This window comes from Pantoea sp. B270 (assembly GCF_018726825.1).
Taxonomy (GTDB): domain Bacteria; phylum Pseudomonadota; class Gammaproteobacteria; order Enterobacterales; family Enterobacteriaceae; genus Pantoea; species Pantoea dispersa.
On record NZ_JAHCSX010000001.1, the window covers coordinates 2,610,935 to 2,631,211 of the forward strand.

Annotated in this window: 14 protein-coding genes, 1 tRNA gene and 2 rRNA genes; 10 read left to right on the top strand and 7 right to left on the bottom strand. The window is 55.2% G+C overall.

Annotated features, from left to right (window positions below):
• From KOL70_RS12500 to rrf, 3 genes are all read left to right on the top strand, one after another.
• A tRNA-Glu gene (locus tag KOL70_RS12500) sits at nt 1-75 on the top strand.
• Between the two features lie 214 nt (nt 76-289).
• Nucleotides 290-3,194 (top strand): 23S ribosomal RNA (locus KOL70_RS12505).
• Nucleotides 3,195-3,399: 205 nt separating this feature from the next.
• Nucleotides 3,400-3,515, top strand: a 5S ribosomal RNA gene (gene rrf, locus KOL70_RS12510).
• An 85-nt stretch (nt 3,516-3,600) separates the two neighbouring features.
• Here the strand turns inward: rrf and mobB are convergent.
• Both mobB and mobA read right to left on the bottom strand, forming a co-directional pair.
• Nucleotides 3,601-4,104 (bottom strand): molybdopterin-guanine dinucleotide biosynthesis protein MobB, encoded by a 504-nt coding sequence (mobB, locus tag KOL70_RS12515; RefSeq protein WP_215480733.1) that lies wholly within the window; start codon nt 4,102-4,104, stop codon nt 3,601-3,603.
• Nucleotides 4,104-4,676, bottom strand: a complete 573-nt coding sequence (gene mobA, locus KOL70_RS12520; protein WP_215480734.1) for a molybdenum cofactor guanylyltransferase MobA — start codon at nt 4,674-4,676, stop codon at nt 4,104-4,106. The genes mobB and mobA overlap by 1 nt, the downstream gene beginning before the upstream one ends.
• Nucleotides 4,677-4,747: 71 nt before the next feature.
• Between mobA and KOL70_RS12525 the strand changes: the two genes are divergently transcribed.
• From KOL70_RS12525 to polA, 4 genes are all read left to right on the top strand, one after another.
• On the top strand, nt 4,748-5,023 hold the full coding sequence (locus tag KOL70_RS12525; RefSeq protein WP_021313943.1) for a YihD family protein: 276 nt from the start codon (nt 4,748-4,750) through the stop codon (nt 5,021-5,023).
• Between the two features lie 46 nt (nt 5,024-5,069).
• The gene (locus tag KOL70_RS12530) at nt 5,070-6,056 is read left to right on the top strand and encodes a serine/threonine protein kinase (protein WP_104094272.1); all 987 of its coding nucleotides are present in this window, start codon (nt 5,070-5,072) and stop codon (nt 6,054-6,056) included.
• A 26-nt stretch (nt 6,057-6,082) separates the two neighbouring features.
• Complete coding sequence (gene dsbA / locus KOL70_RS12535) at nt 6,083-6,712, top strand: thiol:disulfide interchange protein DsbA (RefSeq protein ID WP_021507125.1); 630 nt, start codon at nt 6,083-6,085, stop codon at nt 6,710-6,712.
• Nucleotides 6,713-7,135: 423 nt separating this feature from the next.
• The gene (gene polA / locus KOL70_RS12540; RefSeq protein ID WP_215480735.1) at nt 7,136-9,925 is read left to right on the top strand and encodes a DNA polymerase I; all 2,790 of its coding nucleotides are present in this window, start codon (nt 7,136-7,138) and stop codon (nt 9,923-9,925) included.
• A gap of 410 nt (nt 9,926-10,335) precedes the next feature.
• On the opposite strand, the gene yihA is transcribed toward polA, so the two are convergent.
• A complete protein-coding gene (yihA, locus tag KOL70_RS12545) occupies nt 10,336-10,977 on the bottom strand; it encodes a ribosome biogenesis GTP-binding protein YihA/YsxC (RefSeq protein ID WP_215480736.1) in 642 nt (213 codons plus the stop codon).
• Nucleotides 10,978-11,532: 555 nt separating this feature from the next.
• On the opposite strand from yihA, the gene yihI reads away from it, so the two are divergent.
• Both yihI and hemN read left to right on the top strand, forming a co-directional pair.
• Nucleotides 11,533-12,051: a Der GTPase-activating protein YihI gene (gene yihI, locus KOL70_RS12550; protein WP_058770999.1), complete on the top strand. Its 519-nt coding sequence runs from the start codon at nt 11,533-11,535 to the stop codon at nt 12,049-12,051.
• A 237-nt stretch (nt 12,052-12,288) separates the two neighbouring features.
• Nucleotides 12,289-13,662 (top strand): oxygen-independent coproporphyrinogen III oxidase, encoded by a 1,374-nt coding sequence (gene hemN / locus KOL70_RS12555; RefSeq protein WP_127833482.1) that lies wholly within the window; start codon nt 12,289-12,291, stop codon nt 13,660-13,662.
• A 29-nt stretch (nt 13,663-13,691) separates the two neighbouring features.
• Here hemN and KOL70_RS12560 read toward each other — a convergent pair whose 3' ends face one another.
• The 4 genes from KOL70_RS12560 to glnA all read right to left on the bottom strand — a co-directional run bounded on the left by KOL70_RS12560 (nt 13,692) and on the right by glnA (nt 17,998).
• A complete protein-coding gene (locus tag KOL70_RS12560; protein WP_021507120.1) occupies nt 13,692-13,817 on the bottom strand; it encodes a YshB family small membrane protein in 126 nt (41 codons plus the stop codon).
• 106 nt (nt 13,818-13,923) lie between these two features.
• Nucleotides 13,924-15,333, bottom strand: coding sequence for a nitrogen regulation protein NR(I) (glnG, locus tag KOL70_RS12565; RefSeq protein WP_031279642.1), 1,410 nt, complete (start codon nt 15,331-15,333; stop codon nt 13,924-13,926).
• Between the two features lie 7 nt (nt 15,334-15,340).
• Nucleotides 15,341-16,390 (bottom strand): nitrogen regulation protein NR(II), encoded by a 1,050-nt coding sequence (gene glnL, locus KOL70_RS12570; protein WP_021507118.1) that lies wholly within the window; start codon nt 16,388-16,390, stop codon nt 15,341-15,343.
• Between the two features lie 198 nt (nt 16,391-16,588).
• Nucleotides 16,589-17,998 carry a glutamate--ammonia ligase gene (gene glnA / locus KOL70_RS12575; RefSeq protein ID WP_031279641.1) on the bottom strand — a complete coding sequence of 470 codons (1,410 nt, stop codon included), beginning with the start codon at nt 17,996-17,998 and terminating at the stop codon, nt 16,589-16,591.
• Nucleotides 17,999-18,438: 440 nt separating this feature from the next.
• Here glnA and typA point away from each other — a divergent pair, with 440 nt between their 5' ends.
• Nucleotides 18,439-20,259, top strand: a complete 1,821-nt coding sequence (gene typA, locus KOL70_RS12580) for a ribosome-dependent GTPase TypA (protein ID WP_058771001.1) — start codon at nt 18,439-18,441, stop codon at nt 20,257-20,259.
• The last annotated feature ends 18 nt before the right edge of the window (nt 20,260-20,277 follow it).

A 20,277-nucleotide genomic window follows, 5' to 3' on the forward strand; every position in this document is an offset into this window, starting at 1 on the left:
GTCCCCTTCGTCTAGCGGTTAGGACTCCGCCCTTTCACGGCGGCAACAGGGGTTCGAATCCCCTAGGGGACGCCACTGCTTGGTGACAGGTGAAAGGTGTCTCCACAGAATATCTCAAAACTGACGGTAACGTCGTGTTTGAGATATTGCTCTTTAACAATCCGGAACAAGCTGAAAATTTGAAACGACGCGTCGTTTTCATTCTCCGTAATAAGAATGAAATCACGATGCGTTCGGGTCTCTCAAATGCTTGCAGTCCGCAGCGTTGCAAAACGCCTGTGGGTTGTGAGGTTAAGCGACTAAGCGTACACGGTGGATGCCCTGGCAGTCAGAGGCGATGAAGGACGTGCTAATCTGCGAAAAGCGACGGTAAGGTGATATGAACCGCTACAGCCGTCGATGTCCGAATGGGGAAACCCGGTGCACTCTGTGCATCATCGTTTGATGAATACATAGTCAAACGAGGCGAACCGGGGGAACTGAAACATCTAAGTACCCCGAGGAAAAGAAATCAACCGAGATTCCCCCAGTAGCGGCGAGCGAACGGGGAGCAGCCCAGGACCTGAATCAGCTTGTGCATCAGTGGAAGCGTCTGGAAAGTCGCGCGATACCGGGTGACAGCCCCGTACACGAAGATGCACAGGTTGTGAGTCCGACGAGTAGGGCGGGACACGTGGTATCCTGTCTGAACATGGGGGGACCATCCTCCAAGGCTAAATACTCCTGACTGACCGATAGTGAACCAGTACCGTGAGGGAAAGGCGAAAAGAACCCCGGCGAGGGGAGTGAAACAGAACCTGAAACCGTGTACGTACAAGCAGTGGGAGCACCTTCAGGGTGTGACTGCGTACCTTTTGTATAATGGGTCAGCGACTTATATTCTGTAGCAAGGTTAACCGCATAGGGGAGCCGAAGGGAAACCGAGTCTTAATTGGGCGTTAAGTTGCAGGGTATAGACCCGAAACCCGGTGATCTAGCCATGGGCAGGTTGAAGGTTGGGTAACACTAACTGGAGGACCGAACCGACTAATGTTGAAAAATTAGCGGATGACTTGTGGCTGGGGGTGAAAGGCCAATCAAACCGGGAGATAGCTGGTTCTCCCCGAAAGCTATTTAGGTAGCGCCTCGTGAACTCATCTCCGGGGGTAGAGCACTGTTTCGGCTAGGGGGCCATCCCGGCTTACCAACCCGATGCAAACTGCGAATACCGGAGAATGTTATCACGGGAGACACACGGCGGGTGCTAACGTCCGTCGTGAAGAGGGAAACAACCCAGACCGCCAGCTAAGGTCCCAAAGTCATGGTTAAGTGGGAAACGATGTGGGAAGGCACAGACAGCCAGGATGTTGGCTTAGAAGCAGCCATCATTTAAAGAAAGCGTAATAGCTCACTGGTCGAGTCGGCCTGCGCGGAAGATGTAACGGGGCTAAACCATGCACCGAAGCTGCGGCAGCGACACTATGTGTTGTTGGGTAGGGGAGCGTTCTGTAAGCCGCTGAAGGTGTGCTGTGAGGCATGCTGGAGGTATCAGAAGTGCGAATGCTGACATAAGTAACGATAAAGCGGGTGAAAAGCCCGCTCGCCGGAAGACCAAGGGTTCCTGTCCAACGTTAATCGGGGCAGGGTGAGTCGACCCCTAAGGCGAGGCTGAAAAGCGTAGTCGATGGGAAACAGGTTAATATTCCTGTACTTGGTGTTACTGCGAAGGGGGGACGGAGAAGGCTAGGTTATCCGGGCGACGGTTGTCCCGGTTTAAGCGTGCAGGTGTGAAGACCAGGCAAATCCGGTCTTCTTTAACACTGAGGCGTGATGACGAGCCGCTACGGCGGTGAAGTAACTGATGCCCTGCTTCCAGGAAAAGCCTCTAAGCTCCAGGTAACACGAAATCGTACCCCAAACCGACACAGGTGGTCAGGTAGAGAATACCAAGGCGCTTGAGAGAACTCGGGTGAAGGAACTAGGCAAAATGGTGCCGTAACTTCGGGAGAAGGCACGCTGGCGCGTAGGTGAAGGGACTTGCTCCCGGAGCCGAGGCCAGTCGAAGATACCAGCTGGCTGCAACTGTTTATTAAAAACACAGCACTGTGCAAACACGAAAGTGGACGTATACGGTGTGACGCCTGCCCGGTGCCGGAAGGTTAATTGATGGGGTTATCCGCAAGGAGAAGCTCTTGATCGAAGCCCCGGTAAACGGCGGCCGTAACTATAACGGTCCTAAGGTAGCGAAATTCCTTGTCGGGTAAGTTCCGACCTGCACGAATGGCGTAATGATGGCCAGGCTGTCTCCACCCGAGACTCAGTGAAATTGAAATCGCTGTGAAGATGCAGTGTACCCGCGGCAAGACGGAAAGACCCCGTGAACCTTTACTATAGCTTGACACTGAACATTGAGCCTTGATGTGTAGGATAGGTGGGAGGCTTTGAAGCGTGGACGCCAGTCTGCGTGGAGCCAACCTTGAAATACCACCCTTTAATGTTTGATGTTCTAACGTAGGCCCGTAATCCGGGCTGCGGACAGTGTCTGGTGGGTAGTTTGACTGGGGCGGTCTCCTCCCAAAGCGTAACGGAGGAGCACGAAGGTTGGCTAATCCTGGTCGGACATCAGGAGGTTAGTGCAATGGCATAAGCCAGCTTGACTGCGAGAGTGACGGCTCGAGCAGGTGCGAAAGCAGGTCATAGTGATCCGGTGGTTCTGAATGGAAGGGCCATCGCTCAACGGATAAAAGGTACTCCGGGGATAACAGGCTGATACCGCCCAAGAGTTCATATCGACGGCGGTGTTTGGCACCTCGATGTCGGCTCATCACATCCTGGGGCTGAAGTAGGTCCCAAGGGTACGGCTGTTCGCCGTTTAAAGTGGTACGCGAGCTGGGTTTAGAACGTCGTGAGACAGTTCGGTCCCTATCTGCCGTGGGCGCTGGAGAATTGAGGGGGGTTGCTCCTAGTACGAGAGGACCGGAGTGAACGCACCGCTGGTGTTCGGGTTGTCATGCCAATGGCACTGCCCGGTAGCTAAGTGCGGAAGAGATAAGTGCTGAAAGCATCTAAGCACGAAACTTGCCCCGAGATGAGTTCTCCCTGACCCCTTGAGGGTCCTGAAGGGACGTTGAAGACGACGACGTTGATAGGCCGGGTGTGTAAGCGCAGCGATGCGTTGAGCTAACCGGTACTAATGACCCGTGAGGCTTAACCTTACAACGCCAGAGGCGTTTTGGTCCGAGAGACCGAAAGAATTTTCAGCTTGTGACGGAAAAATTAGCGGAAACGAAAGATTTTGCGCTGAGGCAAGGCGCCGGACGAGACGGTACGAGGGAGCATACAGAAGTATGTGACTGAGTAGCGCGAGGACGGGCAACGCGGCATCAGTGAAAAAGATTCGTTTCGCGCACAAAGAATTTGCCTGGCGGCAACAGCGCGGTGGTCCCACCTGACCCCATGCCGAACTCAGAAGTGAAACGCCGTAGCGCCGATGGTAGTGTGGGGCCTCCCCATGCGAGAGTAGGGAACTGCCAGGCATCAAACCAGTGAAGAAGCCCCGGACGAGAGTCCGGGGCTTTTTACGTCCGTACTTCAGCAAATTTCCCGCTAAAAACCGCGTGATTAGCGGTTTTTTAGCCATTGAACAATATACTCTGCAACCTGATCAGGCTGATTGATATCCAGCACCGGCACCTGAAGCGCTAACGCTTCATCCGTCGCAACGGCAATCACCCAGTCGTCCAGCAATTCATCAATTTCTCCCTTAACGCCGCGCCGCCATAGCACCATCCTGGGTACGGGTTCCTGTTTAAACCCCTCGACCAGCACCAGATCCAGCGATGCAGCGTCCATACGGCCTGCCAGCTGCGCTAACCTAAGCGGCTGCTGCGGCGTTTCGCACATTAACGCCCAGCGTTGTTCGCTGGCGACGATCACCTGATCGGCTCCCGCTTTGCGCAGCAGATAACTGTCTTTTCCCGGCGTATCGATATCCATCTGATGATGGGTATGCTTGATCAGCCCGGGGCGAATGCCCTGCGCTCTCAGTAGCGGAATCACCTGTTGTAACAGGGTGGTTTTGCCGGTGCCACTCCAGCCCACCACCGCCAGTAACGGCACACTCATCACGCACTTTCCTCGTTAACCAAATCGTCAGGCGTATTGATATTGCGGAAGGTGGCTTCATCATCATCAAACAGTACGCCGTGTCCGCCATGTTCACGCATAAACTGCATCAGACGGCGTTCTCCGCGCAGCAGCCACGCTTCCAGATCATCAGCCAGCGCACGATGCACCAAAGCCAGCGCCGGATGATCACGCTGACCCGATGTCACCCACACGGCGGCGGCTGCACCACGCTGCTGCCACAGCCGTGCAACAAAATCCTGCGGTAGCCACGGCGTATCGCAGGCGCAAAACGCCACCCATTCGGTCTGGCTGTGCCGCAGGCCGCTGAGCATGCCTGCCAGCGGACCGGGATAATCAGGCAGCGAATCACGAATCACCTGACAACCACTTGCCTGATAACGATCAATGTTACGGTTGGCGCTAATCAACACAATATTGACCTGCGGCTGTAAACGCTGCAGAACGTGCTGATAAAGCGGTTTGCCCTGTAATGGCAGCAAGCCCTTATCCTGACCTCCCATACGGCTGCCTTGCCCGCCTGCGAGGATCACACCGGTAAATGCGGTCATCTTCGTCTCCCTGTTTATTCTGGACGATACTTAACTCGCGGTAGCGAACCACCTGCGCAAAGGAATCAATGATGAAATATCACCGACTCAATGAACTGCTCGAACTGCTGCAGCCTGCCTGGCAGCAAGAACCCGATCTCAACCTGCTGGCATTTTTACAAAAACTGGCGCAGGAATCAGGTTTCAGTGGCCCATTAAGTGAATTAAGCGATGACGTATTGATTTACCATCTCAAAATGCGTGATGCCGGTAGTCAGGCTGTGATCCCGGGTCTGAAGAAAGATTATGAAGTGGACTTCAAAAGCGCGCTATTACGTGCGCGCGGTGTGATCAAGGATGATGAGTAGTGTTATCCTTGCGCGTTCAACGCACAGGTAACACACAGGCACAATGATGAGCGAAGCCGCTTTTAATTTTCAGACGCTGAATCCCGACGTCATCCTCGATGCGCTCTGGGATGCCGGTCTGCGGGTCGAGTCCGGCTTAACCGCCCTGAACAGCTACGAAAACCGCGTCTATCAGTTCAGCGATGAGGATAAGCGACGCTATGTCGCTAAGTTCTATCGTCCGCAACGCTGGAGCGCCGCGCAGATCGCTGAAGAGCATCGCTTTGCTCAGGATCTGCTGGATGATGAAGTGCCGGTTGCCGCACCGCTGGCGCTGCAGGGCAATACGCTCAATCAGCACGCTGGCTTTATGTTCGCGGTGTTCCCCAGCCTCGGTGGCCGGCAGTATGAAACCGACAATGAAGAGCAGATGGAGTGGGTAGGTCGTTTCCTTGGCCGTATCCATCAAACCGGACGCCACAGCCCGTTCCGCCAGCGGCCCACCCTGGGCCTGCAGGAGTATGTGGTTGAGCCACGTCTGCAGCTGGAACAGAGCACGCTGGTGCCCGCCTCGCTGAAGGATGCGCTACTGAAGGCGTTAGATAAACTCAGCCTCACGCTGCAGCAGAGCTGGCATAGCCAGTGGCAACCGCTCCGGCTGCACGGTGACTGCCATCCCGGCAATATTCTGTGGCGCGATGGGCCGATGTTTGTCGATCTCGATGACGCGCGCACCGGTCCGGCTGTGCAGGATTTGTGGATGCTGGTGAACGGCAGCCGTCAGGAACAATTGATCCAGTGGGATATTTTGCTGGAAGCGTATAACGAATTTGGTGATTTCGATTTACACGAATTGACACTGATTGAGTCTTTACGCGCCATGCGCATGGTTTATTATCTGGCCTGGGTGGTACGCCGCTGGCAGGATCCCGCTTTTCCGCGCGCCTTCCCCTGGATGACCGATGAGGACTTCTGGCGCCGGCAGATTGCACTATTTATCGAGCAGGAAAGGCTGTTACACGAACCGCCGTTACAGCTTAGCCCGCAATTTTAATGAAGTACTCAGGAGATGTTCTCACGATGAAAAAGATTTGGTTTGCGCTGGTAGGTTTGATGCTGGCATTTAGCGCCTCAGCGGCACAGTTCAACGACGGTAAACAGTACGTTACGCTGCCAAAACCGGTCGCCGGTGAGCCGCAGGTTATGGAATTCTTCTCCTTCTTCTGCCCGCACTGCTACCAGTTTGAACGCATTTACCACGTCAGCGATGCGGTGAGAAAGAATCTGCCAGCGGACACCAAAGTGACCAAATATCACGTTGATTTCCTCGGCGGCGACTTCGGTCCGGTGGTCACGCATGCGTGGGCAGTGGCAATGGCGCTGGGTGTGGAAGATAAAGTGACCGCACCGATTTTCGACGGCATCCAGAAGACCCAGACCATTACCGACGCAGCCAGCCTGAAAGAAACCTTTATTAAAGCAGCGGGTATCACCTCTGAAGATTACGATGCAGCGTGGAACAGCTTCGCCGTGAAGGCGCTGGTTGCACAGCAGCAGAAAGCGGCTTCGGATGTTAATCTGCAGGGCGTACCGGCGATTTTCGTTAACGGCAAATACATGGTTAACAACGGCGGCCTGGACACCAGCTCAATGGATAACTTCGTGGCGGATTATGCCAACGTCGTGAAATTCCTGGTTGAGAAAAAGTAATTAAGCGCTGAAAACGCGATGGCTTATGCTGTAGCGGCGCGGTTATCACCCGCCGCTACAGTGAAACCAACCCACACCACATCCTTAATTCACTAAGCTATTCATCCCTTACCGCCAGCGTTTTTTGATTACCCTTTCGCTTAATATCCACATAGACGATCGCCTTTTTAAAAAGGTGTTTCGTATCACGGCAAGATTATAACTGACTGATTGTAAAAACATTTTAATCGTAAAATGATTGCAATTAACGTAAATAACAATACGTTATGAATTTTACGCACAAAGTTATCCACAAGATGATCCTTGCGATCCGCGCCGCGTAACCGCGAAAAAGATCCTCACTTTCTGCTGTTACTTCAACATTGTTCGCTGGTTGTGGCATCCTTATAACCCTGATTATCGCAACGAAGAAAATACAAACCTATGGCGCAAATTGCAGAAAATCCCCTGATTCTGGTAGATGGCTCTTCCTACCTCTACCGTGCATATCATGCCTTTCCGCCGCTGACCAACAGTGCGGGTGAGCCAACCGGCGCCATGTATGGTGTGCTCAACATGCTGAAAAGCCTGCTGATGCAGTATCAACCCAGCCATGTGGCTGTGGTCTTCGATGCCAAAGGCAAAACGTTCCGCGATGAGCTGTTTGAAAATTACAAATCGCATCGTCCACCGATGCCGGATGATTTACGCGCGCAAATCGCGCCGCTGCATGAAATGGTAAAAGCCATGGGGCTGCCGCTGCTGGCGGTGTCCGGCGTGGAAGCCGATGACGTGATTGGCACGCTGGCGCTGGAAGCGGAAAAGCAGGGGCGTGCGGTGCTGATCAGCACCGGCGATAAAGACATGGCGCAGCTGGTGACGCCGGGCATTACTCTGATTAACACCATGACCAACACCGTGCTCGGGCCGGAAGAAGTCGAGCAGAAATATGGAGTACCGCCTTCGCTGATTATCGATTTCCTCGCCATGATGGGCGACAGCTCGGACAACATCCCGGGCGTACCGGGCGTGGGCGAGAAAACCGCACAGGCGCTGCTGCAGGGGCTGGGCGGCATGCAATCCATCTACGACAACCTTGATAAAGTGGCCGGGCTCTCCTTCCGTGGAGCAAAAACCATGGCGGCGAAGCTGGAGCAGAATCGCGATGTGGCGTTTCTCTCCTACCAGCTGGCGACCATCAAAACCGATGTGGAACTGGAGCTGGCCTGCGAGCAGCTGACGGTTAACGAGCCTGACGTTGAAGCATTGCAGACGCTGTTCAGCCGCTATGAATTCAAACGCTGGCTTGCCGATCTGCAGGAAGGAAAATGGCTGCAGGGTAAAAAGAGCAATAGCCAGGCGCAGAAATCGCTGCCGGATGAACCCGCCGTGGCCGCAGCGGAAACGGTCAGCGTGCTGTCCTCCGACGGCTATGTCACCATCCTCGACGAGGCGACCTTTGCCGACTGGCTGAAAAAACTGCAAAGCGCCGACGTGTTTGCTTTTGACCTGGAAACCGATTCGCTGGATACCCTGAGCGCCAATATTGTCGGCATTGCCTTCGCCGTGGCACCGGGCGAGGCCGCTTACCTGCCGGTGGCGCATGACTATCTTGACGCACCACCGCAGCTGGACCGCGCCGCGGTGCTGAAGCAGCTGAAACCACTGCTGGAGGATAGTAAAGCAGCGAAGGTCGGGCAGAACCTGAAGTACGATCGTGGCGTACTGAAAAATTACGATATTGAGCTGAACGGCATCAAATTCGACACCATGCTGGAGTCTTACTGCCTGAACAGCGTCGGCGGCAAGCATGATATGGACAGCCTGGCGGCCCGCTGGCTTAACCACAAAACCGTCACTTTCGAAGAAATCGCCGGTAAAGGTAAAAATCAGCTCACCTTCAATCAGATCGCGCTTGAGCAGGCGGCGCACTATGCGGCAGAAGACGCTGACGTCACGCTGCAGCTGCACCTGCAGATGTGGCCGAAGCTGGAGCAGGAAGCCGGTCCGAGACAGGTATTCGAGGCGATTGAGATGCCGCTGGTGACGGTCATTTCCCGCGTAGAGCGCAACGGTGTGCTGATCGATCAGAACATCCTCGCGAAACATTCGCAGGAGCTGACCACGCGTCTGGCCGAGCTGGAGCAGAAGGCGCGCGAGCTGGCCGGTGAGCCTTTCAACCTTTCCTCCACCAAACAGCTGCAAACCATTCTGTTTGAGAAGCAGGGGATTAAGCCGACGAAGAAAACGCCGGGCGGCGCGCCGTCGACCAGTGAAGAAGTGCTGGCTGAGCTGGCGCTCGACTATCCGCTGCCGAAAGTGATTCTTGAGCATCGCGGCCTGTCGAAGCTGAAATCCACTTACACCGATAAGCTGCCGCAGATGATCAATCCGATCACCGGCCGGGTACACACCTCTTATCACCAGGCGGTGACGGCCACCGGACGACTCTCCTCGACCGACCCGAACCTGCAAAACATTCCGGTGCGCAACGAAGAGGGACGGCGCATTCGTCAGGCGTTTATTGCGGGCGCGGATAAGCGCATCGTGGCCGCCGACTATTCGCAGATTGAGCTGCGAATTATGGCGCACCTGTCGCAGGACAAAGGCCTGCTGGATGCGTTTGCGCAGGGTGAGGATATCCACCGCGCCACGGCGTCTGAAGTTTTCGGTGTGGCGCTAAGCAAGGTTTCCGGTGAGCAGCGCCGCAGTGCGAAAGCGATTAACTTCGGGCTGATTTATGGCATGAGCGCATTTGGTTTGTCGCGTCAGCTGAACATTGGTGCCGGCGAAGCGAAGAAGTACATGGATCTCTACTTTGAGCGCTATCCGGGCGTGCTGCGTTATATGGAAGCGACGCGCGCACAAGCTGCAGATAAGGGGTACGTCGAGACGCTGGATGGTCGTCGTCTGTGGCTGCCGGACATCAACTCCAGCAATGCCATTCGCCGTAAAGCCGCCGAGCGTGCGGCGATCAACGCACCGATGCAGGGTACCGCGGCGGACATCATCAAACGTGCCATGATCGCTGTTGACGGCTGGCTGCTGCAGCAGAACAGTGACGAGGTGAAAATGATCATGCAGGTACACGATGAACTGGTATTTGAGATCCACAAAGATGCCGTCGCAGGTGCCAGCCAGACGATCCGCGAACTGATGGAGAACAGCATGAAGCTGGATGTACCGCTGCAGGTTGAAGTGGGGACGGGCGATAACTGGGATCAGGCGCACTAAGGGCCTGCTGCCCGCCGCAGATGCAGGCGGCGGGTAACGTCATAAGAAAAAAGTTTACTTAATCGGTTCAGCCGGTCATCAAAATTGCCGGTAAAATACAGGTTAAGTAACTGCTTATCGGCTAAGCATTTTTTTGGTAATTAAACTACATGCCCTGCGCGAAAATGTGACGAAGCTGGTAAAAAAGATGTCGAATTCTGAAACTTAACAACAAAAAACCCTTTGTTGGTCAGAAAAAATCGGGTAAAGTTCATCGCGTAGGGTACAGAGGTAAGATGTTCTATCTTTCAGACCTTTTACTTCACGTAATCGGATTTGGCTGAATATTAGCCGCCCCAGTCATTTATGACTGGGGCGTTTTTTATTGGGCTTTTTCTGAAAAAAAGCGGACGCAAAGGTCCGCTCAGGCGCTACTCTGACAGCGCTTCACCGCCGCCTTCCTGCGCCGGAGTCAGCTCGCTAAACCAGGTATCAAGTTTCTGACGCAGCTTATCGACGCCCAGTTTTTTCAGCGATGAGAACATCTCGACCTGGACATCGCCCATAAATGCCAGCGATGCCTCACGCACCATGTTCAGCTGCGCTTTACGGGCACCGGAAGCCAGCTTGTCGGCTTTAGTCAGCAAAATCATAACCGGAATACCGCTCTGCACCGCCCACTCAACCATTTGCTGATCGAGATCTTTAAGCGGATGGCGGATATCCATCAGTACCACCAGTCCTTTCAGGGCCTGACGTTTCTGCAAATATTCACCCAGCGCGCGCTGCCATTTACGCTTCATCTCTTCCGGGACTTCCGCATAACCGTAACCTGGTAAATCCACCAGGCGTTTGCCTTCCACCACTTCAAACAGGTTAATCAGCTGCGTGCGGCCTGGCGTTTTACTGGTACGCGCCAGGCTTTTCTGGTTGGTCAGGGTATTCAGCGCGCTGGATTTGCCTGCATTTGAGCGCCCGGCAAAGGCAACTTCAATGCCCGTATCCGCCGGTAGATGACGAATATCCGGCGCGCTGAGCATGAAATGGGTGACGTGATAGTTCAAAGCAGACAATGTAAAACTCCAGCAGAATGATCGGGCAATGGCGCTGATTATACCTGTTATGGCGCAAAAGTGCCCGACAGGCGTCTTAACGCGCTATTTTGTAAGAGATCGCCGCTAACTGCTACCAGTGATGACGGATTCATGCAACATTCATTCGCTACATTACTGTTTATTTTCATCAGCTTACGTTAAAAATGAAAAAGACCGCTCTAAATTAGAGACAAGTCTCACTTGTTCAATTTACTGTTTGGTCTACATTTGTTGTCAGTGCACGGCAGCACCCATCAGGATGATGAGCTCAGGAGCGTCGGGGATGACCGCGAGCATGGCAGGAGAGCGATTCAGGCAGGAATCGGACAGGGACAGGGATTACTCGCAGGAGCGATGTGGCGATGGAGCAACCGGGACGTTGTGAGCCGTAAAGGATTTGACGCGTGTTTCCTTCGTATGAAGGTGCGAAATAAGGCGATAGCACAGGCTATCGCCTTTTTTCTTTGTCATCTTTCTGCTAGATTTCGCCGCAATTCTATACTGAACTCACCAGGCATCGCCGAGACCGAATACATGAAGCAACCTGCACCAGCCCAGCGTGGCAAACCTGCTGCTAAAGCGAAACGCAAATCGCGTGAAGAACTGAACCAGGAAGCCCGCGATCGCAAGCGCGATAAAAAGCACAGCGGCCACAAATCCGGCAGCCGCGCCAACCCGGAAACGCAAAGCGCCGGTAAAGGGCACAGCAAAAAGAGCGCCGATCCGCGCGTGGGCAGCAAAAAGCCAGTCGCGCTGGTGGCGGACGGCAAAACCCTGCCCGAAAAGAAAGTGGCGAAGCCAAAACCCAAAGCCGAAAAAGTGCGCCTGACGCCGCAGGAAGAGCTGGCCAAGCTGGAGAATGATGAGCGTCTCGACACGCTGCTCGATCGCCTTGAGAGCGGCGAAACCCTGAGCGCAGAAGATCAGGCGTGGCTGGATGAGACGCTGGATCGCATTGACGAGCTGATGGAAACGCTGGGCATTGCGCTGGACGACGACGCCGAAGACGAGCAGGCAGAAGAGGATATGATGCGCCTGCTTAAGGGCCACTAACCGCCATTTTTGATCGGCATGCGGCTTTGCGCATGCCGCGCTAAACAGGTATTCACCTATGTTTTGGCCTGGATCAATTTTAGCGCTGCTGCTGACATGTTATCTGCTGTGGTTATTGTTTAAACTACGCCGCCTGTCGCGGCTGAAATCGCGCTTACGGCGGCGTTCCGCCCAGCGCTTCGTCTCCTCTTCTGCCACGCGACCCGCCCTCAGACGACGTCACCGTAAGGAGTGAGCATGTCATCGCAGCAGATTGAGTGGGATCAGCGGCTCATCGAAAAATACAATTACGCCGGTCCGCGTTACACCTCCTATCCCACCGCGCTGGAATTCAGTGAAAGCTTTGGCGCGAGCGATTTTCAGCGCGCGGTTGAGCGCTATCCCGAGCGCGCGCTGTCGCTGTATGTGCATATCCCGTTCTGCCATCGTCTGTGTTACTTCTGCGGCTGCAATAAAATCGTGACGCGCCAGCTGCACAAGGCCGATCGCTATCTGGAGGTTCTGGCGCAGGAGATTCGTCAGCGCGCTCCGCTGTTTGCCGGCCGTCGCGTTACGCAGCTGCACTGGGGCGGCGGCACGCCCACCTTCCTTAATCAGCAGCAGGTCAGCCGGCTGGTGGCGCTGCTGCGCAGCCATTTCGACATCGCTGACGATGTTGAGATGTCGATCGAAGTCGATCCGCGTGAAATTGAGCTGGAGATGATCGATCATCTGCGCGCGGAGGGCTTCAATCGTCTGAGCATGGGCGTGCAGGATTTCAACAAGACAGTGCAGGAGCGGGTCAACCGCGTTCAGGATGAAGAGACCATTTTCGCCCTGGTGCAGCGTGCCCGCGCGCAGGGATTCCGCTCAGTCAGTCTGGATTTAATCTACGGCCTGCCGCTGCAGACGCCAGAGAGCTTTGCCTTTACGCTGCAGCGGGTGATTGCGCTCAATCCGGATCGCCTCAGCGTCTTCAACTATGCGCACATGCCTGCGCTGTTTGCCGCTCAGCGCAAAATCAAAGATGAGGAGCTGCCGACGGCGGCGCAGAAGCTGCAAATCCTGCAGCAAACCATTGCGACGCTGACCGGTGCGGGTTACCAGTTTATTGGCATGGACCACTTTGCCAAACCGGATGATGAACTGGCGGTGGCACAGCGCGCCGGCGTACTGCATCGCAATTTCCAGGGTTACACCACGCAGGGCGAAACCGAACTGCTCGGACTGGGCGTTTCGGCCATCAGCATGCTGGGCGACAGCTATGCGCAGAATCAGAAAGAGTTAAAAGCCTGGTATGCCAGCGTTGAGCAGCAGGGCCATGCGCTGTGGCGCGGTTTAACCCTGAGCGAGGATGATTGTCTGCGGCGGGATGTGATTAAAGCGCTGATCTGTAACTTTGCGCTGGATTTTGCCGACATCGAAGCCCGGTGGCCAGTGGTGTTTGAACGCTATTTTGCTGAGGATTTAGCGCTGCTGGCGCCGCTGGTGGCGGACGGCTTGCTTGAGATGGGTGAGCGCCGGCTGCAGGTCACCGGCATTGGCCGTCTGCTGATTCGCAACATCTGCATGTGCTTTGACCGCTATCTGCGGCAGAAAGCACGGATGCAGCAATTTTCGCGGGTAATTTAAGCATAAAGGGAGCCAGCGCTCCCTTTATGTTAACTGAACAGACTGACGCTGATGGCGCAGACCACGGCGGCCAGCGCGGTTTGCGGTGAGTGAGTCACAGCATTACCGATTGCCGCCACGTTATGCGCGATCAGCTGGATGACAGATTGCAACATGTTAGCCTCTCCCGATTGCCGCCAGTATGATACTGAACGGCACCGGTCTGTACAGATGTTACGCGCAGAAAGTGTGCAATAAATAACCCTTTTACACTTTTCCGCGTTATTCCATGCCCAGTTCTTTCAGTTTACGCGTGAGCGTATTGCGGCCCCAGCCCAGTAAACGTGCCGCTTCCTGCTTGTGGCCCTGCGTATGACGCAGCGCAGTGGTCAGCAGCGTACGCTCCATCTCCGGCTGTGCTTCTGACAGCAGGTTCTGATGACCGGAACGCAGCGCGCGGTCTGCCCACTGCGCCAGCAGCGTTGCCCAGCTGTCCGGCAGCGACTGCACCGGATTTTCCGGCGTACTCGACTCAAACAGCTCCGGCGGCAGATCCTGAATCAGCACTTCCTGGCCCGCGGCCATCACCGTCAGCCAGCGGCAGGTGTTCTCCAGCTGGCGCACGTTACCCGACCAGTGCAGTCGCGTCAGCGCGGCTTCAGTCTCCGGATGCAGAATTTTCGCTTCTACGCCCAGCTCACGCGCTGCGACCTGCAGGAAGTAGCGCGCCAGACGCGGGATATCCTCACGACGTTCACGCAGCGGCGGCAGATGCACGCGAATCACGTTGAGGCGATGGAACAGGTCCTCACGGAACTTGCCCTCCTGCACGCGCAGCTCCAGATTCTGGTGGGTAGCGGCGATGATGCGCACATCCACTTTGACCGGCGCATAGCCACCAACACGATAGAACTGGCCATCGGCCAGCACGCGCAGCAGGCGCGTCTGTACATCAAGCGGCATATCGCCGATTTCGTCGAGAAACAGCGTGCCGCCATCGGCCTGCTCAAAGCGGCCCTGACGAATCTGGTTCGCGCCGGTAAACGCGCCTTTCTCGTGGCCAAACAGCTCCGATTCGATCAAATCCTTCGGGATCGCCGCCATATTCAGCGCGATAAACGGGGATTTGGCGCGCGGGCTGTGGCGATGCAGCGCATGCGCGACCAGCTCTTTACCGGTACCGGACTCGCCGTTGATCAGCACGCTGATCGACGAACGCGACAGACGGCCGATGATGCGGAAGACATCCTGCATCGCCGGCGCTTCGCCGATGATATCGGTGGTCGGGCCGCTTACCGGCTGATTGCGCGGCTGCTGCTGCTCCTGATAGTGACTGATGGCACGCTCTACCAGCGCGACCGCTTCATCAATATCAAACGGCTTAGGCAGGTAATCAAACGCGCCCTGCTGATAAGCGCTGACCGCCGCGTCGAGGTCCGAATGCGCGGTCATAATGATGACCGGCAGCATCGGATGACGCTGTTTGATCTGCTTCAGCAGCGCCAGACCATCCATGCCTGGCATACGAATATCCGACAATAATACGTCCGGGGTTTTGGTCGAGAGCGCATCCAGCACCTCGTTGCCGCTGTCAAAGGTGGCGCAGCTTAAACCGGCTCCAGTGAGCGCACGTTCAAGCACCCAGCGGATGGAGCTATCGTCATCGACGATCCAGACTATCCCTCGTTGCATAGAAACCTCACTGGCGAATAGGCAGGTAAACCGAGAATTCGGTGTGGCCTGGCCAACTGTTAAATTCAATTTTTCCCGAATGCTGATCGATCAGGCTGCGGGCGATAGAGAGACCTAAACCGGTGCCGCCTTCGCGTCCGCTGACCATCGGATAGAACAGCGTATCCTGCAGCTGGGCCGGAATGCCCGGGCCATCATCTTCAATGTCGATACGCGCCACCAGCCGGTAACGCGTGCCATGTAACGTCAGCTGAAACGCGGTACGGGTGCGGATGACAATGGTGCCGCCCGCTTCGCCCAGCGCCTGCAGCGCGTTACGCACCACGTTGAGCAGCACCTGCTCAATCTGGTCCGGGTCGTGTGGCAGCTCCGGCAGGCTGGGGTCATAATCACGCACCAGCGAGACGTTTTCCGGCAGCTCCATCGACACCAGGTTAACCACACGTTCAGCCACCTGATGGATGCTCTGGGTCACGTGCAGTCCGGGCTGCTGCGGACCCAGCAGGCGGTCGACCAGGTTACGCAGCCGGTCGGCCTGCTCAATAATCACTTTGGTATATTCATTCAGCGCCGGATCGGGCAGGGCGCGCGATAATAGCTGTGCCGCGCCGCGCAATCCGCCGAGCGGGTTTTTAATTTCGTGCGCCAGGCCGCGTACCAGATCGCGCGCGGCAACCTGCTGAGCGTGCTGAATCTGCTCCTGGCTGAGACGGCGCTGATTATCCATCGGCGCCATTTCCAGCAGAATAAATCCGTCGGGTAGACGCTGTGCCGTGAGCGACATAATGTGCGCGCGGCCATCCACCACTAACGTGACTTCGCTATCGGTAAAGCCCTGGCCTGCCCCTAAACTCTCGCTCATTACCTCAATGTTCAGCGAAAAATAGCCGGTAAGTTCCGGTAAGGGCGTGCCGAACAATTTTCGTGAGCTTTGCGCCAGTAATTGCTGGGCCGCCGGGTTGGCGTAGTGGATAACCAGATCGTTATCGACCAGCAAAATACTGTTGATCAGGGAGTTGAGAATCTGCCCCGCGTCGGGCAGCGTGCCAGTTGCCATACAGCGTTCCTCTGCACTAAATTAGTGCATTATAGCCTTTGGGGACGCAAATCTATCCGTCGAACGATGAATTCGCGGTGAAAAAAGCCCATCCGGAGATGGGCTAAAGTTTCCACGGCAACAAAAAATCTTCAGCGCCAGGATTAGCACCGTCGCGGCGTTGGCGGCTACGGTGCATCTGCGCGAATCTTTTAAGGATTAAACGCTGTAGTACAGTTCGAACTCAACCGGGTGCGGGGTCATGCGTACGCGGTCGTTGTCAGCTTTACGCAGTTCGATGTAAGCATCGATAGCGTCGTCGGTGAACACGCCGCCACGGGTCAGGAACTCGCGGTCTTCGTTCAGTGCGTTCAGCGCTTCTTCCAGTGAACCGGCCACTTTTGGAATCTCAGCTTCTTCTTCCGGCGGCAGGTCGTACAGGTTTTTGTCCATCGCATCGCCAGGGTGGATCTTGTTGATCACGCCGTCGAGGCCGGCCATCAGCAGTGCGGTGAACGCCAGGTATGGGTTAGCCGCTGGATCCGGGAAGCGCGCTTCGATACGGCGTGCTTTCGGGCTGGCCACCACCGGGATACGGATAGAGGCAGAACGGTTACGCGCTGAGTAAGCCAGCATTACCGGTGCTTCGTAGCCTGGGACCAGACGCTTGTATGAGTTGGTGGTCGGGTTTGCCAGGGCGTTGATGGCTTTAGCGTGCTTGATGATACCGCCGATGTAGAACAGGGCAGTTTCAGACAGGCCGCCGTATTTGTCGCCAGAGAACAGGTTTACGCCGCCTTTAGACAGTGACATGTGGCAGTGCATACCGGAACCGTTGTCGCCAAACATCGGCTTCGGCATAAAGGTAGCCGTTTTGCCGTAGGCGTGCGCGACGTTGTGCACGACATATTTGTAGATCTGAATTTCGTCAGCTTTCTTGGTCATGGTGTTGAAGCGGGTAGCCACTTCGTTCTGACCAGCAGTAGCCACTTCGTGGTGATGCGCTTCTACCACCAGACCCATCTGCTCCATGGTCAGACACATGGCAGAACGGATGTCCTGTGATGAGTCAACCGGTGGCACCGGGAAGTAGCCGCCTTTCAGACCTGGACGGTGACCTTTGTTACCGCCTTCGTACTCTTTACCGGTGTTCCAGGCTGCTTCGATGTCGTCGATAGCCACGTGTGAGCCGGAAGTTGAAGAGCCGAAACGGATGTCGTCAAACAGGAAGAACTCTGGCTCAGGTCCGAACAGTACGGTGTCGGCGATGCCGGAAGAACGCAGGAACTCTTCTGCGCGCTTGGCAATGGAGCGCGGGTCGCGATCGTAGCCCTGCAGCGTGCCTGGCTCGAGAATGTCACAGCGGATGATGAGCGTCGGATCTTCGAAGAACGGATCCATTACGGCAGTTGTTGCATCCGGCATCAGCACCATGTCTGATTCGTTAATGCCTTTCCAGCCGCCGATGGAAGAGCCATCGAACATTTTGCCTTCTTCGAAGAAGTCAGCGTTAACCTGGTGAGCAGGGATAGTAACGTGCTGTTCTTTACCTTTGGTATCGGTAAAACGCAGGTCAACAAACTTAACTTCGTGCTCGTTCATCATCGAGAGAACGTGTTCAGCGGACATACTCAACTCTCCTGGAAATGGTCATTTTGTCGTCGTGGTGAGAGAACTTCTGTTGCCGGGAATGTGTCACGACTACTGACCACCCCTGACCAAGATCTCGGCAAGCTCTTCAACCGTTGTGCAACTGTCGTTTTCGCTTAAAAGATATAAAGCGAATTCTGTGCCAACTTTATTACAATGGTAAAAATGGCGCTGTGATGCGCCCTGCGGTGAGACGACGGCTGCACCAGCGTGGATGGAATGCACCAAAACAGTGCCGTCAGTTTAGGGGTAAGCACTTAAATGGTGCAAAGCGCCATCAAAGTGCAGCTTAATGCACCGTTATTGGTGCTAAAAACGCGCACTGCGAGAATCTTTCGGCGAAAACTGTGATCATGTTCAGTCTTTCGCTTAATCCGTGTACAATACCGCGTTATTTCTATAATGCCTGAGGCAAAGCTGTGATCGAAAATTTGCGTAACATCGCCATCATCGCGCACGTTGACCATGGTAAGACCACCCTGGTTGACAAACTGCTGCAACAGTCCGGTACTTTTGATGCCCGTACCGAAGCGACTGAGCGCGTGATGGACTCCAACGATTTGGAGAAAGAGCGTGGGATTACCATCCTCGCGAAAAACACCGCCATCAAATGGAACGACTACCGTATCAACATCGTTGATACCCCGGGACACGCCGACTTCGGTGGTGAAGTTGAGCGCGTCATGTCCATGGTGGATTCGGTGCTGCTGGTTGTAGACGCGATGGATGGCCCTATGCCGCAAACCCGCTTCGTAACCAAGAAAGCCTTTGCCCACGGTTTGAAGCCGATTGTAGTCATCAACAAAGTTGACCGTCCTGGTGCGCGTCCGGACTGGGTTGTGGACCAGGTATTTGACCTGTTCGTTAACCTCGACGCGACCGACGAGCAGCTCGATTTCCCGATCATTTATGCGTCTGCGCTGAATGGTATCGCCGGTCTGGATCACACCGACATGGCTGACGACATGACCCCGCTGTATCAGGCCATCGTCGACCACGTTTCTCCACCGCAGGTTGAAGTTGAAGCCCCACTGCAGATGCAGATCTCGCAGCTGGACTACAACAACTACCTCGGCGTAATCGGTATCGGCCGCATCAAGCGCGGTAAAGTGAAGCCAAACCAGCAGGTTACTGTGATCGACAGCGAAGGGAAAACCCGTAACGCGAAAGTCGGTAAAGTGCTGGGCCATCTGGGTCTGGAGCGTATTGAATCCGACCTGGCTGAAGCGGGCGACATCATCGCTATTACCGGTCTGGGCGAGCTGAACATCTCCGACACCATCTGCGACACGCAGAATGTGGAAGCGCTGCCAGCGCTGAGCGTGGATGAGCCAACCGTAACCATGTTCTTCAACGTCAACACCTCACCGTTCTGTGGTAAAGAAGGTAAGTTTGTGACGTCGCGTCAGATCCTTGAGCGTCTGAACAAAGAGCTGGTGCACAACGTAGCGCTGCGCGTAGAAGAAACTGAAGATGCTGATGCATTCCGCGTATCCGGTCGTGGTGAGCTGCACCTGTCAGTTCTGATCGAGAATATGCGTCGTGAAGGCTACGAGCTGGCGGTATCCCGTCCGAAAGTTATCTACCGTGAATTCGAAGGCCGCAAGCAGGAGCCATTCGAAAACGTTACCCTCGACATCGAAGAAACCCACCAGGGTTCGGTGATGCAGGCGATGGGTGAGCGTAAAGGCGACCTGAAAAACATGGATCCGGATGGTAAAGGCCGCGTACGTCTCGACTACGTGATCCCAAGCCGTGGTCTGATCGGCTTCCGTAACGAATTCATGACTATGACTTCCGGTACTGGTCTGCTGTACTCCACCTTCAGCCACTACGACGACGTGCGTCCGGGCGAAGTGGGCCAGCGTCAGAACGGCGTGCTGATCTCCAACGGTCAGGGTAAAGCGGTTGCCTTCGCCCTGTTCGGCCTGCAGGATCGTGGTAAGCTGTTCCTCGGTCACGGTGCGGAAGTGTATGAAGGCCAGATCATCGGTATTCACAGCCGCTCTAACGACCTGACCGTAAACTGCCTGACCGGTAAGAAACTGACCAACATGCGTGCGTCAGGTACTGACGAAGCTACCACCCTGGTACCACCGCAGAAAATGACGCTGGAGCAGGCTATCGAGTTCATCGATGACGACGAACTGGTAGAAGTGACGCCGCAGTCAGTACGTATTCGTAAACGCCACCTGACCGAGAACGATCGCAAACGCGCGTCTCGCGGCAGCAAAGAGTAAGCGAAATCGTCTGATAAT

What these genes read in the sequence shown, in the direction of transcription:
- mobB (WP_215480733.1), bottom strand. Translation starts at nt 4,104, where the DNA reads ATGAGTGTGCCGTTACTGGCGGTGGTGGGCTGGAGTGGCACCGGCAAA.
- mobA (WP_215480734.1), bottom strand. Translation starts at nt 4,676, where the DNA reads ATGACCGCATTTACCGGTGTGATCCTCGCAGGCGGGCAAGGCAGCCGT.
- KOL70_RS12525 (WP_021313943.1), top strand. Translation starts at nt 4,748, where the DNA reads ATGAAATATCACCGACTCAATGAACTGCTCGAACTGCTGCAGCCTGCC.
- KOL70_RS12530 (WP_104094272.1), top strand. Translation starts at nt 5,070, where the DNA reads ATGAGCGAAGCCGCTTTTAATTTTCAGACGCTGAATCCCGACGTCATC.
- dsbA (WP_021507125.1), top strand. Translation starts at nt 6,083, where the DNA reads ATGAAAAAGATTTGGTTTGCGCTGGTAGGTTTGATGCTGGCATTTAGC.
- polA (WP_215480735.1), top strand. Translation starts at nt 7,136, where the DNA reads ATGGCGCAAATTGCAGAAAATCCCCTGATTCTGGTAGATGGCTCTTCC.
- yihI (WP_058770999.1), top strand. Translation starts at nt 11,533, where the DNA reads ATGAAGCAACCTGCACCAGCCCAGCGTGGCAAACCTGCTGCTAAAGCG.
- hemN (WP_127833482.1), top strand. Translation starts at nt 12,289, where the DNA reads ATGTCATCGCAGCAGATTGAGTGGGATCAGCGGCTCATCGAAAAATAC.
- KOL70_RS12560 (WP_021507120.1), bottom strand. Translation starts at nt 13,817, where the DNA reads ATGTTGCAATCTGTCATCCAGCTGATCGCGCATAACGTGGCGGCAATC.
- glnG (WP_031279642.1), bottom strand. Translation starts at nt 15,333, where the DNA reads ATGCAACGAGGGATAGTCTGGATCGTCGATGACGATAGCTCCATCCGC.
- glnL (WP_021507118.1), bottom strand. Translation starts at nt 16,390, where the DNA reads ATGGCAACTGGCACGCTGCCCGACGCGGGGCAGATTCTCAACTCCCTG.
- glnA (WP_031279641.1), bottom strand. Translation starts at nt 17,998, where the DNA reads ATGTCCGCTGAACACGTTCTCTCGATGATGAACGAGCACGAAGTTAAG.